12 protein-coding genes and 1 pseudogene are annotated in these 14,623 nt (G+C 71.9%); 4 read left to right on the plus strand and 9 right to left on the minus strand.

Annotated elements, in window-relative coordinates; genetic code table 11:
- Positions 1-48 precede the first annotated feature (48 nt).
- The 4 genes and pseudogenes from GPA10_RS35450 to GPA10_RS35465 form a co-directional block, all read left to right on the plus strand.
- A pseudogene (locus GPA10_RS35450) lies at positions 49-738 on the plus strand (ABC transporter ATP-binding protein); the annotation flags it as partial.
- A gap of 836 nt (positions 739-1,574) precedes the next feature.
- Positions 1,575-2,744: a hypothetical protein gene (locus GPA10_RS35455; protein WP_343041680.1), complete on the plus strand. Its 1,170-nt coding sequence runs from the start codon at positions 1,575-1,577 to the stop codon at positions 2,742-2,744.
- A 170-nt stretch (positions 2,745-2,914) separates the two neighbouring features.
- Positions 2,915-3,319, plus strand: coding sequence for a VOC family protein (locus GPA10_RS35460; protein WP_157169045.1), 405 nt, complete (start codon positions 2,915-2,917; stop codon positions 3,317-3,319).
- Positions 3,320-3,356: 37 nt separating this feature from the next.
- A complete protein-coding gene (locus GPA10_RS35465) occupies positions 3,357-4,487 on the plus strand; it encodes an LOG family protein (protein ID WP_157169046.1) in 1,131 nt (376 codons plus the stop codon).
- Between the two features lie 123 nt (positions 4,488-4,610).
- Here the strand turns inward: GPA10_RS35465 and GPA10_RS35470 are convergent, their stop codons facing one another.
- The 9 genes from GPA10_RS35470 to tsf all read right to left on the minus strand — a co-directional run bounded on the left by GPA10_RS35470 (position 4,611) and on the right by tsf (position 14,554).
- Entirely contained in the window at positions 4,611-5,402 is a 792-nt protein-coding gene (locus GPA10_RS35470; protein ID WP_157169047.1) for a maleylpyruvate isomerase family mycothiol-dependent enzyme, read from the minus strand.
- Between the two features lie 103 nt (positions 5,403-5,505).
- Entirely contained in the window at positions 5,506-6,579 is a 1,074-nt protein-coding gene (locus tag GPA10_RS35475) for an ABC transporter ATP-binding protein (protein ID WP_157169048.1), read from the minus strand.
- A complete protein-coding gene (locus tag GPA10_RS35480) occupies positions 6,579-8,306 on the minus strand; it encodes an ABC transporter permease (protein ID WP_425505876.1) in 1,728 nt (575 codons plus the stop codon). The genes GPA10_RS35475 and GPA10_RS35480 overlap by 1 nt, the downstream gene beginning before the upstream one ends.
- A complete protein-coding gene (locus GPA10_RS35485; protein ID WP_343041681.1) occupies positions 8,282-9,361 on the minus strand; it encodes a thiamine ABC transporter substrate-binding protein in 1,080 nt (359 codons plus the stop codon). The genes GPA10_RS35480 and GPA10_RS35485 overlap by 25 nt, the downstream gene beginning before the upstream one ends.
- A 246-nt stretch (positions 9,362-9,607) precedes the next feature.
- Positions 9,608-10,714: a dual-specificity RNA methyltransferase RlmN gene (gene rlmN / locus GPA10_RS35490; RefSeq protein ID WP_058847444.1), complete on the minus strand. Its 1,107-nt coding sequence runs from the start codon at positions 10,712-10,714 to the stop codon at positions 9,608-9,610.
- A gap of 103 nt (positions 10,715-10,817) precedes the next feature.
- A complete protein-coding gene (locus GPA10_RS35495) occupies positions 10,818-11,948 on the minus strand; it encodes a phosphatidate cytidylyltransferase (RefSeq protein ID WP_079086234.1) in 1,131 nt (376 codons plus the stop codon).
- A 67-nt stretch (positions 11,949-12,015) separates the two neighbouring features.
- Positions 12,016-12,573, minus strand: coding sequence for a ribosome recycling factor (gene frr / locus GPA10_RS35500; RefSeq protein ID WP_058847525.1), 558 nt, complete (start codon positions 12,571-12,573; stop codon positions 12,016-12,018).
- A gap of 157 nt (positions 12,574-12,730) precedes the next feature.
- Positions 12,731-13,489: a UMP kinase gene (gene pyrH / locus GPA10_RS35505; RefSeq protein WP_058847526.1), complete on the minus strand. Its 759-nt coding sequence runs from the start codon at positions 13,487-13,489 to the stop codon at positions 12,731-12,733.
- A gap of 228 nt (positions 13,490-13,717) precedes the next feature.
- A complete protein-coding gene (gene tsf, locus GPA10_RS35510; RefSeq protein WP_058847445.1) occupies positions 13,718-14,554 on the minus strand; it encodes a translation elongation factor Ts in 837 nt (278 codons plus the stop codon).
- Positions 14,555-14,623 lie beyond the last annotated feature (69 nt).

Below are 14,623 nucleotides of genomic sequence, written 5' to 3' on the forward strand. Positions count from 1 at the left end.
CGTTCCCCCGTACAGGGGAGGCATTCTGACTGAACCGAGGTGTACGCCATGGTGGCCCAGCCGGACAACGACGTGCTGTGGGCACGCGCCCTGCACGTCACACTCGACGGCTCCCCCGCGCTCACGGGCGTCTCGCTCGGTGTCCGCGAGCGCGAGATCCTCGCCGTCGGCGGTCCGCGCGGCAGCGGCAAGACGACGCTGCTGCGCTGCCTCTCCGGTCAACTGCTGCCCCGCGAGGGCGAGGTGTGGTTCAACTCCGCCCCCGTGCACACCATGGGCCCCCTGGTGCGCGAACGTCTGCGCCGCGACCGCTTCGGCTGGATCGACCCCGAGCCCCGGCTCGTACCGGAACTCAACGCCTGGGAGAACGCCGCGCTCGGCCTGATGCTGCGCGGCGGCCACCGGCGCAGCGCCCGCACCGCCGCCCACGAGTGGCTGGAGCGCCTCGACATCGGCGGCTGCGCGCACAAGCGCCCCGGTGCCCTCACCCAGGCCGAGCGGCAGCGCGTCGCCATCGCCCGCGCCCTGGCCTGCGCGCCGTCCGTACTGTTCGCGGACGAGCCCACCGCGCCCCTGCACCGCGCCGACCGCGCACAGGTCCTGCGCACCCTGACGACCGCGGCCCGCTCCCACGGCATCACCGTCGTCCTAGCCACCCACGACGCGGAGGTGGCGTCCCTCGCCGACCGCACGGTGTCACTGCTCGACGGGCGGCGGGTGCGGACGGTACGACTGCCGGAGGAGGATCTCGGCGCCCCCGACGTGGAGGCGGGCGCCGGTGCTAGGGGTACCCCTGGTGCAGGGGGTACCCCCGGTGCCGGGGTCACCGGCGGCGTGGAGGTCGCTGTCGGCACGACGGTCGCTGTGGCCGCTGCCGAGGCTGTGGGCACCTTTCAGCGCACGAGCGCTGAGTGCACTGCGGTGCCCGCAGGCGCCGCGGGCAGCGCAGGCACCGCGGGCACCACAGGCACTGCAGGCAGCGCAGGCACTGCAGGCAGCGCAGACGCTGGGGGCATCGCAGGCACTGCGAGCACCACAGGCACCGCGGGCACCACAGGCACCGCGGGCACCACAGGCACCGCGGGCAGCGCAGGCACCGCGGGCACCGCAGACGCCATGAGCACCACGGGCGCCGGAGACACCACGGGCACCTCGGGCAGCGCAGGCACTGCAGGCAGCGCAGACGCTGGGGGCATCGCAGGCACTGCGGGCACCACAGGCACTGCGGGCACCACAGGCACCGCAGGCACCACAGGCACTGGGGGCACCGCAGACGCTGGGGGCACCGCAGGCACCGCAGACGCCATGAGCACCACAGCCCCTTCCAGCGCAGACAACGCCACCAGCGCCCAGGACTCCGACACCCCGGACGCCACCAACGCCTCTGCCACCCCAGGTGCCTCCAACGCCTCTGCCACTCCAGTTGCCCTCGGTGCCACATCTGCCCCAGATACCCCAGACGCCTCCGCCACCCCACAGACCCCGGGCACCCCCCAGGCCCCCGGCACCCCGGAGGCCCAAGCCGCTCCCGACAGCTCCGCCACCCCCGGCTCCGACACCGAAGGCCGGGCCGCGTGCTCGCTCTCCGTCTAGCGCGCGGCGCTCACCCCCTGGTCCAGCTGCGACGCCTCCTCGTCGCGGCCGCGTCGGCCGGTACCGGCTTCCTGCTGCTCTGCACCCTCGCGTACGCGCTCAGCCACCCGGCGTCCACCGGGTCGGCCCTGCGGCTCGCCTGGTGCACAGCTCCGCTCGCCGCCACGGTGTACTTCGCCGTCACCGTGGCCCGTACCGACCCCGGCACCAAACCGCGCCCGGGACTCGCGGCCATCGGCCTCGGGCCCGGCCGGCTCATGGTGATCGCCGCCATGACGACGGCCGTGGCCTGCACCCTCGGCTCGATGGTGGCGCTGCTCTTCTTCCTGCACCTGCGCGGCGACCTCACGGGCCTGCCCTTCGACGGCGCGGCCCCCGAACTCCTCGCCGCCGACCGGCCGCTGCCGCTCGCCGCCACCCTGACGCTGCTCGCCCTCGTACCGCTCGCCGCGTCCGTCGCCAGCGCCCTGCTCCTCCGCCCCCGACCGGCCCGCCCCGGCACCGCGCCCGAGCCGGACGCCCCCGGGCGCCCCGGCGCCGTACCCGGCGGCCTGCCCTGGGGCGTCGCGCTGCTCACCGCGGGCCTCGCCGCCGAGACCTACGCGACCCGCGGCGGCGCGGAACCGGGCGCACGGATGCCCGGCGGCCTCGGCGGGAGCCCCGTCGGCGCCCTCGCGGGCTGGGGCCTCACCGCCATCGGTCTCGCCCTCGCCGGGCCCGCCCTCACCCATCTCTGCGGAAGGCTGCTGCAAGCGGCGCGCCCCGGAGCCCTGCGGCTGCTCGCGGGGCGCGTGCTCCAGCAGGAGGCCCGGCGCATCGGCCGCCCCCTCGGCGTCGTGTGCGCGGTGGCGTCGGGCGCGTACACGGCGAGCACGCTGTACGCCGGCACGGGCGGCGACGGATCGGCCGTCGGCCCGCTGACCACGCTCGGCGCACTGCTCGTCGCGGGCTGCGCCCTCCTGACCCTGGCCACGGCCGCGGTCGAGGCCAAGCACGCGCGAGCGGACACCACGGCGGCCCTGCTGCGCCTCGGGGCCCCCGCGGCGCTCCTGCGGGGCTGTGCCGCGCTGCGGGCGGGGGCGCTGTTCGCGGTGTTCGGGCCGGTCACCTGGGTGGTGGCGGAGCTGGCCGCGATGCCGCTGACCCGCTGACACACCGAGCCGCCGACCCGCCGATCGCACACGGCCGAAAACTCGTACGGAGAATTTTCGCCGAAGGCGATGAGTTCCGCGCCGGGGGGACGTCTAATCCTCCGTAAGACGCACACACGCGCTTACGCGAGACACACGCACCCCACGCGGAACACCCACGGGAGACGCACATGTACCAGCAGATGATCTTCGTGAACCTGGCCGTGAACGATGTCGCCGCTTCGCGGAAGTTCTTCACCGAGCTGGGCTACTCGATCAACGAGCAGTTCTCGACGGAGGACTGTGCCTGTGTGACGATCAGCGACACGATCGTCGCGATGATGCTCAGCACGTCGCACTACCAGCAGTTCACCACCAAGGAGATCGCGGACGCCACCAAGACCAGCGAGGCGCTGCTCGGCCTGAGCGCCGAGAGCCGCACCGCGGTGGACGAGCTGGTCGACAAGGCCGTCGCGGCGGGTGGCACGGCGGGCAAGGTCCAGGACTACGGCTTCATGTACGGCCGTGCCTTCGACGACCTGGACGGCCACACCTGGGAGATCATCTGGATGGACCCGTCGCAGGTCGAGGGCTGAGTCGAACGCCTCGACACGGGGTGCTTAGCATGGGCGGATGCTGCCTTCCGAAGCATCCGCCCCGCGGACCGGCGACCGCGAGATCGAGACCCTCGCCGCATTCGACGAGGTCATGGCGGTACGCGGCTCGCTCGCCGGACTCCGCGTCCAGGCCGTCGACCTGACGGACCGTACGGCCGCCCTGCTGGGCGCCGACACGGCGGACGCCGTGTTCCTCGGCTGCCCCATGACGGAGGAGGCCGCCGCCCATGTGCGGGCCGGCGGGGCACTGGTCTTCCCGCCCGTGCCGGGCCTGCCGTTCGACCCCTACCGCGCGCTCCTCTACACGCCCGACGACCTGTTCGCGGGCCTGGCCGACGGCGGGTACGAGGTGACGCCGGACGCCCGCGCGTACACCTGGTTCCAGGAGACCAAGGCCGACGGGGACGTCTTCGCCTCGATGCTGCGGGCCGTGCACGACGACTCCGTCTCCGACGCGCTCGACGAACTCCTCGTCGGCGCACGGGTGGTGGGTGTCATGGGCGGACACGCGATGGCCCGCGGCACGGAGGAGTACGCGGGCGCCGCGCGGCTCGGGCGGCAGCTCGCACGGGACGGCTTCACGGTGGCCACCGGGGGCGGCCCCGGCGCCATGGAGGCAGCGAACCTCGGGGCGTACGCCGCCGGGTACGACGACGCGATGCTGGACGAGGCGCTTGTGCTCCTCGCCAAGGCGCCGTCGTTCACCCCGTCGGTGACGGAGTGGGCGCGGGCGGCCTTCGCCGTGCGGGAGCGCTGGCCCTCCGGGGGCGAGTCCGTGGGCATCCCCACCTGGTTCTACGGCCACGAGCCGCCGAACGCCTTCGCCTCGCACCTGGCCAAGTACTTCGCCAACGCCACCCGCGAGGACGGTCTCCTCGCCCGGTCCACCGCGGGCGTCGTCTTCCTGCCGGGTGCCGCGGGCACCGTCCAGGAGATCTTCGACAACGCGACCCCCAACTACTACGAGTCCCGCGGCGGCCCGGCCCCCATGGTCCTCGTCGACACCCACCACTGGACCCACCACCTCCCGGCCTGGCCCCTCCTGAAGGCCCTCGCCACCGACCGCCCGATGGACGCGCGCATCGCGTTGGTGGCGGACGTGGCCGAAGCCCCGACGGCACTGTCCTACTTGTCCCGCAAGCCCTAACGGCCTCGTTCCCTGCGGCGGGGGCCAGCCGTCCCGCTCCCGCTGCGCGCTGTGGGCAACTGGTCCGCCAGGGGCGGAACGGGTGGGCACAGCCCACGACGGCGGGACGGTCGACGGCGAACCTCAGCCGAAGGAGGCCCGCTCCAGCCAGAACTCCAGCAACCCCCGGTCCCCGAGCACCTCGACCCGCCCGGAGTCCAACCCCCGCCTCCGATAGAAGGCGAGCAGGACCTCCGTGAGCGCTCCTCGAAGGGCGACATCGGCCTTCTCGTGCCCCCGCCGCCACACCACCCCCTCCTCGGCAAGCTCCACCAGCCACTCCGCGTCCAACGCGGAAGGCGCCCCCACCGCGTGCAGGTGGATGCTGCGTCCACCCCCACGCAACTCCCGCGCGTTGTCCGCCAAGTCGTTCCGCTGCACGTACTGCACGATCTCCAGCCACTCGTCGATCGCGTCGGCGGCCACCTCGGGATCCACCACGTACTCGACGCCCGCGGCGATCGCGGCGTCCGCCCGGTGCACGGCGACCTCGTGCGTCATCCGCCGCGCCCAGAACCCGGCGGTGTGCTCGGCCCCCCACGTCCACACGGCGGTCTCGCCGGAGGCGCCCGCGAGGGCCGTGTCGATGAGGTCCGCCGACTCGGCGAGCCAGGCGTCGAGCCCGGTGGGGTCGTCGTCGCCGGGTCCCACGAAGCCCGGTACGTCCGCCTCGGGCACATGCTGCGTCGCCCGCGTCCGCACATGCGCCTCGACCCAGCGCACCGCGCCGCCCGTGTGCCGGGCGAGCTGCCCGACGGTCCAGTCGGGGCAGGTGGGCACGGTCGCCGTCAGGTCCGCGCCGGTCAGCGTCGCGCGGAAGAGCGCCAGTTGGGAGGCGACTTCCTCGCGGTACCTGTCGTATCCGAGTCTCGTCATGGCGGAACGATAGATCGACCGCCCGCACCCCGGCAGCCGGATTTCCGCCGGTACGGGACCCGTACGGGACCCGTACGCGACCCGTGCGCGACCCCTCGGCCTCTCAGCCGAGCACCACCACGTCACCCGAGTCGAAGACGACCCCCACCGTCTCCCCCACAGCGGGCGCGTCCCGCAGCGCGCACGCCGCTTCGAGCCTCGGTCCGCCCGGGGGCTCCAGCTGCACGGCGACATGCGTGCCCCGGAACGTACGCGCCGCCACCGCACACGCGAGCCCCTCCTCCACCCCCACGAGCCGCACGCCGGCGGGCCGTACGAGCAGCCTGCACGCCCCCTGGCGGGTCCCCTCCGGCACGGGGACCTTGCCCCACACCGTGTCCGCGACCTCGCCGGTGACCGTCGCGTCGACGACGTTGTCGAAGCCGAGGAAGCGCGCCACGAACTCGTCCACCGGGTCCCGCCACACCTCAAGGGGCGTACCGGACTGGGCGATCCGCCCCTCCCGCATCACCACGACCCGGTCCGCGAGCGCGAACGCCTCGCCCTGGTCGTGCGTGACCGCGAGCACCGTAGTACCCAACTCGCCGAAGAGTTCCCGCAGTTCCACGACCAGGCGCTCCCGCAGCGAGCGGTCGAGCTGGCCGAGCGGCTCGTCGAGCATCAGCAGGCGGGGCCGGGGCGCGAGGGCGCGGGCAAGCGCCACCCGCTGCTGCTCGCCACCCGACAGCGACGACACGGGCCGCTTCTGCGCCCCCGGCAGCCCGACCAGGTCGAGGAGTTCCGCGACCCGCAGGGCCTGCTCGGCCCGGGGCGCGCCGTGCATCCGCAGCCCGAAGGCGACGTTGCCCGCCACGTCGCGCTGCGGGAACAGCTGATGGTCCTGGAACATCAGGCCGACGCCCCGCTTGTGCGCGGGCACCCCGCCCTGGTCCCTGCCGCCGAGCACGACGCGCCCGGCGTCGAGCCCCTGGAGCCCGGCCACGGCCCGCAGCAGCGTCGACTTGCCGCTGCCGCTCGGCCCGAGCACACACACGATCTCGTGCTCGGCGACGTCGAGCCCGACGCCGTCGAGGGCGGCCCGGGACCCGAACCGCACCGTCACGTCGTCGAGGCGCAGCAGTGCCGCCCCATTCGACTGCTCCCCGGCGGCCTGCGGAGCGCTTCGCCCGGCACTCATCAGAACTCTCCCGTCGTACGTTCCGTACGCAGCCGTTCCAGGAGCAAGAGCGCCACCGCGCACACCACCATCAGAATCGTCGACAGGGCCATCGCCTGCCCGTAGTTGAGGTCCCCGGCCCGGCCGAGCAGCCGGGCCACGGCGACCGGAAGCGTCGGGTTGTCGGGACGGGCGATGAAGACCGTCGCCCCGAACTCGCCGAGCGACACCGCGAAGGCGAAGCCCGCCGCGATGAGCAGGGCACGGCGCACCAGCGGCAGGTCGACCTCGCGCCAGGCCCGCCAGGGCGAGGCGCCGAGCACGGCCGCGGCCTCCCGCAGCCGCCCGTCCACGGCGCGCAGGACGGGCAGCATCGTGCGGACGACGAAGGGCACACCGACCAGGGCCTGCGCCAGCGGGACCAGGATCCAGGAGGACCTGAGGTCGAGCGGCGGCTCGTCCAGGGTGATCAGGAAGCCGAAGCCGACGGTCACCGCGGACACCCCGAGCGGCAGCATCAGGAGCACGTCGAACCCGCGCACGAGCCGCCCCGCACGCCGGGTGAGGGCGGCCGCCGCGAGCCCGCCGATCACCAGCGCGATGGCGGTGGCGACGACCGCGTACCGCAGAGAGTTCCCGATCGCGTCGACGGCCGGGACGAGGAAGGCACCGCCGTCGGCCGACCGCAGCGTCTCGTAGTACAGGAAGCCGTAGCCGTCGGGCCCGTCGAAGGAGCGCTGCACCAGGACGCCGAGCGGCAGCAGGACGAGCAGCGCCACCGTCAGGAGCACGAAGCCGAGCAGGCTCCACTGTCCGGCGCCGCGCGGTCGCCGTACCGCCGCCGCCGCGTCGACGAGCTTGAGCGCGCTCTCGCGCCGGCGCACCGTCCACGCGTGCACCGCGAGGACCGCGCCGACCGCCGCGAACTGCACGATCGTGAGCACCGCGGCCGTCGGCAGGTCGAGGAGCTGCGCCGTCTGCCGGTAGATCTCGACTTCGAGCGTCGAGTACGCGGGTCCGCCGAGGATCTGCACGGCGCCGAACGACGTGAACGTGAACAGGAACACCATCAGCGCGGCCGCCGCCACGGCGGGCGCGAGCGCGGGCAGCGTCACCGTCCGCCAGGCCCGGAGGCGGGAGGCGCCGAGCATCCGCGCGGCCTCCTCCTGCCGCGGGTCGAGCTGCGACCAGAGCCCGCCGACGGTGCGGACGACGACCGCGTAGTTGAAGAAGACGTGCGCGAGGAGGATCGCCCAGACCGTGGTGTCCAGGCGTACGCCCCACAGCTCGTCGAGGAGGCCGCCGCGCCCCACTAGGGCGAGGAAGGCGGTGCCGACGACGACGGTCGGCAGCACGAACGGCACGGTGACGACCGCCCGCAGCACCTGTTTTCCCCGGAAGTCGAAGCGCGCGAAGACATAGGCGCCGGGGAGCGCGATCAGCAGCGTGAGCCCCGTCGAGGCGAGCGCCTGCCAGGTGGTGAACCACAGGACCTGCTGGATGCCGGACTGCCCGAGCACCTCGCCGATCCGCCCGAACCGCCAGCTCCCGTCGGCCTTCAGGCCGCGCGCGACGATCGCGGCGACCGGCACGGCGAAGAAGACGGCGAAGAACGCGACGGGCAGCGCCATCAGGGCGAGCCGCGCCGCGCTTCCGCGCCGGTCGGAGCGGCCTGGCCCCCCGCGCCGGGCACGGGGGGCGTCGGCCTTGCCGGCGGACTCGGCTACTTCAGAACGAGCGAGGTCCACGCCTTGACCCACTGCTCACGCTTGTCGGCGATCTTCTTCGGCGCCATCGTCTCCGGCTTGTCGACGCGCACGCCGAACTTCCGGAAGAGATCGGGCGTCCGCGCGGCCTCCCGCACCGGGTTCACGAACATCTGGAGCGGCATGTCGTCCTGGAACTTCTTGCTGATCATGAAGTCGAGGAGCGCCTTGCCGCCCTTCTCGTTCTTGGCGCCCTTCAGCAGCCCCGCGTACTCGATCTGCCGGAAGCAGGTGCCGGTGGCGACACCGGTCGGCGCCTCCTCGGGCTGCGGCTCGGCGTACAGCACCTCGACGGGCGGCGACGAGGCGTAGGAGACGACGAGCGGCCGGTCGCCCTTGGCCTTCTTGCCTCCGGCCGACCCCGAGAACTCCTCGTTGTAGGCCTGCTCCCAGCCGTCGACGACCTTGACACCGTTGGCCTTCAGCTTCTTCCAGTAGTTCTGCCAGCCGTCGTCGCCGTACTTCGCGGCGGTGCCGAGCACGAAGCCGAGGCCGGGCGAGGAGGTCGAGGCGTTCTCGGTGACGAGGAGGTTTTTGTACTGCGGCTTCACCAGGTCGTCGAAGGACTTCGGCGGCGCGAGCTTCTTGTCGGCGAAGTACTTCTTGTCGTAGTTCACGCAGATGTCGCCGGAGTCGACGGGCGTGACGCCCTTCTCGCCGCCCGCGAGCCGGTACTGCGACGCGACCTGGTCCAGGCCCTTGGCCTCGTACGGCTCGAAGACCCCGTTGTCGAGCGCGCGGGAGAGCAGCGTGTTGTCGACGCCGAAGAAGACGTCGCCCTGCGGGTTGCCCTTGGACAGGATCGCCTTGTTCACGGCCTGCCCGGCGTCGCCGTCCTCAAGGACACGGACCTTGTAGCCGGACGCCTTCTCGAAGTCCTTCAGGACGCCCTTGGAGACGTTGAAGGAGTCGTGCGTCACCAGGGTCACGGACTTGGAGTCGGCCTTGTCGCCGCCCCCGGAGCCGCACGCGGTGACCGCGACGAGCCCGACGCCCACGGCGAGTGCCGTCAGCGAGGCCTTCTTGATGGTGCTCACGGAAACATTCCTCCTGGAGTGACCAGGAAGAGACGCGGCCCTGCCCGGGGCGCCGCGGACCGGAGTCCTCGGCGCCCCGGGCAGGGCGCAACAGCTTGAGTGATGACCGAACTTCCTACCCAGAATGACCTGGGCGAGGTTCAGAGGGTCTGCGGCCGATACCGCACTCTCAGCGCTGTGGCGCTCCCCTGTCGGAATATGAAGATGTCAGTACGCCCGCCAGGGTACCCCCCGGCCGCGGGAGCATTACCTTTCGGCCGCCGCGAGCTGTCCGCAGGCGCCGTCGATCTCCTGGCCGCGGGTGTCGCGGATGGTGACCGGCACCCCGTGCGCGGCGATGGCCTCGACGAAGGCCTTCTCGTCCTCGGGACGGGACGCGGTCCACTTCGAGCCGGGCGTGGGGTTCAGCGGGATCAGGTTCACATGCACCGGCTTGCCCTTGAGCAGCCGCCCGAGCCGGTCACCGCGCCAGGCCTGGTCGTTGATGTCACGGATCAGCGCGTACTCGATGGAGAGCCGGCGGCCCGAGCGGTCCGCGTACGCCCAGCCGGCGTCCATGACCTCGCGCACCCGCCAGCGCGTGTTGACCGGGACGAGGGTGTCGCGCAGCTCGTCGTCCGGAGCGTGCAGCGAGATGGCGAGGCGGCACTTGAAGCCCTCGTCCGCGAACCGGTGGATCGCGGGCACCAGGCCGACCGTGGACACCGTGATGCCGCGCTGGGAGAGGCCCACGCCGTCGGGCTCGGGGTCGGTGAGGCGGCGGATCGCGCCCACCACGCGGTTGTAGTTCGCGAGCGGCTCGCCCATGCCCATGAAGACGATGTTCGAGAGCCGGGCGGGGCCGCCCGGGATCTCGCCGTCCCTGAGGGCCCGCATGCCGTCGACGATCTGGTGCACGATCTCGGCGGTCGACAGGTTCCGGTCGAGGCCCGCCTGGCCCGTGGCGCAGAACGGGCAGTTCATGCCGCAGCCCGCCTGGGAGCTGATGCACATCGTGACCCGGTCCGGATACCGCATGAGGACCGACTCCACCAGCGTGCCGTCGAACAGCCGCCACAGGGTCTTACGGGTCGTGTCGTCGTCGCAGCTGATGTGCCTGACGACCGACATCAGCTCCGGGAGCAGCGCCTCCTGGAGCTTGCCCCGCGCGCCGGCCGGAATGTCCGTCCACTGCTCGGGGTCGTGGGCGTACCGCGCGAAGTAGTGCTGCGACAGCTGCTTGGCGCGGAACGGCTTCTCGCCGACGGCGGCGACGGCTTCCTTCCGCTCGGCGGGCGAGAGGTCGGCGAGGTGCCGCGGCGGCTTCTTGGCTCCGCGGGGGGCGACGAAAGTGAGTTCTCCGGGCTTAGGCATGGCCTCACCAGTGTCGCAGATCCGGCGGCCTGCTCCGTTCCGGTGGCCGCGAGCCCGCCCGTGGGCGGCCCGGCCGGCTGACCCGTCGGCCGCGGCCGACGGGTCAGCCGGAGCCCACGAACGCCACGAGCAGCAGCCACACCACGGGAGCGGTCGGCAGCAGGGAGTCGAGGCGGTCCATGATGCCGCCGTGGCCGGGGAGCAGCGTGCCCATGTCCTTGATGCCGAGGTCCCGCTTGATCATCGACTCGCCGAGGTCGCCGAGCGTCGCGGTCGCCGCCACCGCGAGGCCGAGCAGCAGGCCCTGCCACCACTTGCCGTCATCGATGAGGTATTGCATGCACAGCGCGCCCGCCGCCATCGCGAAGGCGACCGCGCCGAGCAGTCCCTCGCGGGTCTTGCCGGGGCTGATGCGCGGCGCGAGCTTGTGCCTGCCGAAGCGCCAGCCGATCGCGTACGCCCCGGTGTCGCTGACCACCGTCAGGAGCAGGAAGGTGAGCACACGGCGGGGGCCGTCGTCCGCGGTGAGCATCAGTGCGACGAAGGTCGCGAGGAAGGGCACGTAGAAGGCGGCGAAGACACCCGCCGTGACGTCCTTCAGATAGCCCTCGGGCGGCTCGGTCATCCGCCAGACGAGGACCGCGAGGGCGGTCAGCGCCATCGCGACCCAGGCGCCCTCGGGGCCGCGGACATAGCCCGCGACGACCATCGCGGCACCGCCCACCGCGAGCGGCACGAGCGGCGCCTTGATGCCCTTGCGCTCCTCCAGGCGGGAGGTGAGCTCCCAGAGACCGACCACCACGGCGACCGCTATGACGCCGACGAAGACGGCCTTCTGGATGAAGAGCGACGCGATGATCACCGCCCCGAGTCCCACGCCCACGCCTATGGCCGCCCCGAGGTCACGGCCCGCGCTCTTCCTCTGCGGGGCTGGGGCGGGCTGTGGTGCGCCGGTCATGGGCTCCTGCGGCTTCTGCGCGGGGTACGCGGACGGCACGGGCGGCGTCCCGTCGCGAAACGGGGGGCCGCTCGGCCGAGCAGCCCCCCGGTCGCCGTCCTGGTCTCCGCTCGCGGCTACGTCGGGCACGATGGGCATGGGCTGAGTCCCCGACGGAGTCAGGGCGTCCTGCGCATCGTATGCGGGACCCGCCGGGGCAGCACCCTGGACCGGTCCCTGGTCGGGCGCCCCCCAGTACCCGGCTCTGGGCGGCGCCCCCCAGGAAGTGTCGTTCACGGAATTCGGATTCCTCAGACCTAGAGCGGACGTCGAGCGGACTCGATCAGTCGTCGAGTGGGCTCGATCAGACCTCGAGCAGCTCGGCTTCCTTGTGCTTCAGCAGCTCGTCCACCTGGGCGACGTACTTGGAGGTGAGGTCGTCGAGCTCCTTCTCCGCGCGACGGCCCTCGTCCTCGCCGATGTCGCCGTCCTTGATGGCCTTGTCGAGGGTGTCCTTGGCCTTGCGGCGGACCGAGCGGATCGACACCTTCGAGTCCTCGGCCTTGCCCTTGGCGACCTTGATGTAGTCGCGGCGGCGCTCCTCGGTGAGCTCGGGGAACGTCACCCGGATGATGTTCCCGTCGTTGCTCGGGTTGACGCCGAGGTCCGAGTCGCGGATCGCCTGCTCGATGTTGCGCAGCGCCGTCTTGTCGAACGGGGTCACCACGGCCATGCGCGGTTCCGGTACGGAGAACGAGGCCAGCTGGTTGATCGGCGTCAGCGCGCCGTAGTAGTCGGCCACGATCTTGTTGAACATCGCCGGGTGGGCACGGCCCGTACGGATCGCGGCGAAGTCCTCCTTGGCGACCACGACGGCCTTCTCCATCTTCTCCTCGGCCTCGAGGAGGGTCTCTTCGATCACCACTTGCTCCTGCGTGTCTTGAGTAGGCCCGGCTTCCAGGGATCGGCCGGCTGCGTCGCGTCTCTTTCCTGCACGGTGTCCGACCGGCAGGCCTTTGTCCATCCCCTCGCCAGGGCCGTCCGACTCGGACGACGGCCCCTGGAGGGACGTACTCGGCTCAGGCCCGGGAGTCCTGGTCGCCCACGGTCGTGCCGATCTTCTCACCCTTGACGGCCCGCGCGATATTGCCCTCGGCGAGCAGTTCGAAGACGAGGATGGGGAGCTTGTTGTCCCGGCACAGGGTGACGGCGGTGGCATCGGCGACCTTCAGGTCGCGGGTGATGACCTCGCCGTACCCGAGGGAGTCGAACTTCACCGCGTCCGGGTTGGTCTTGGGGTCGGAGTCGTAGACGCCGTCGACGCCGTTCTTGCCCATGAGCAGGGCTTCCGCGTCGATCTCCAGGGCGCGCTGGGCCGCGGTGGTGTCGGTGGAGAAGTACGGCATGCCCATGCCCGCGCCGAAGATAACGACGCGGCCCTTCTCCAGGTGGCGCACGGCGCGCAGCGGGATGTACGGCTCGGCGACCTGCCCCATGGTGATGGCGGTCTGCACGCGGCAGTCGATGCCTTCCTTCTCCAGGAAGTCCTGGAGCGCCAGGCAGTTCATGACCGTGCCGAGCATGCCCATGTAGTCGGAGCGGGCCCGGTCCATGCCGCGCTGCTGCAGTTCGGCGCCGCGGAAGAAGTTGCCGCCGCCGATGACGACGGCGATCTGCGCACCGTCCCGCACGACGGCCGCGATCTCGCGGGCGATCTTGTGCACCACATCGGGGTCGACGCCGAGGCCGCCGCCTCCGGCGAACGCCTCGCCGGACAGCTTCAGCAGGAAGCGCCCGGCTACTTTGCCGTCGTCACTCTTGGTGTCGGCCTTGGTCATGGAGTTCTCCTTGTGGTGCACATACGAAGAGGCCATTGCCGGTGGGGTGGTGTTCATCCCATGCGCGGCAATGGCCTCCTCGTCAGATCTTGCGGTCGTCCGCCGCGTGCGCGGGCCCGGGGTCCGGGTCCCTCGCATGCGGCGTCACGCCCGTCGCGTACGCCGCTGCGCGTACGCGGGCGACCGCGGTAGACCCTAGCGGGCTCCACCGCAGATCGTGGTACGGACTCAGATGCCGACCTTGATGCGCGCGAAGCGCTTCAGGGTGACACCGGCCTCCTGGAGGACCTTCTCGACGGACTTCTTGTTGTCGAGGGCGTAGGGCTGGCCCAGGAGGGTGGCGTCCTTGAAGAAGCCGTTGAGGCGACCCTCGACGATCTTCGGCAGGGCGGCCTCGGGCTTGCCCTCGGCGCGGGTGGTCTCCTCGGCGACGCGACGCTCGGCCTCGACGACCTCGGCCGGCACGTCCTCCTTGGCGAGGTACTTCGGCGCGAAGGCGGCGATGTGCTGGGCGACGCCCTTGGCGACCGCGGCGTCGGCCTTGTCGAGCTCGACGAGGACACCGATCTGCGGGGGCAGGTCGGGCATCGTGCGGTGCATGTACGCGAAGACGTAGCCGTCGCTGAACTGCGCGAAGCGGTCCAGGACGATCTTCTCGCCGAGGTTGGCGTTGGCCTCGTCGACGTACGCCTGGACCGTCTTGCCGGCCTCGATCTCGGAGGCGAGCAGCGCCTCGAGGTCGGCCGGGTTGCTCTTGGCGACGTGCGCGGCGAGCGCGCCTGCGACCGACTGGAACTTCTCGCCCTTGGCGACGAAGTCCGTCTCGCACTTGAGCTCGACGATGACGCCGGTGGAGTTGTCGTCAGCGATCAGGGAGACCACGGCGCCGTTCTCGGCGGAGCGGCCCTCACGCTTGGCGACGCCCTTCTGGCCCTTGATGCGCAGGGCCTCGACGGCCTTGTCGACGTTGCCGTCGGCCTCGTCGAGCGCCTTCTTGCAGTCCATCATGCCGGCGCCCGTGAGCTCACGGAGCTTCTTGACGTCAGCGGCGGTGTAGTTCGCCATGATTCTCGAAAATCTTTCTCGAAGTCGAAGATCTACGGGTGAACGGCGGGGGCCGCGCTCGTGGCGCGC

It is taken from the genome of Streptomyces typhae, assembly GCF_009755605.1.
In the GTDB taxonomy this organism is placed as follows: Bacteria; Actinomycetota; Actinomycetes; order Streptomycetales; family Streptomycetaceae; genus Streptomyces; species Streptomyces typhae.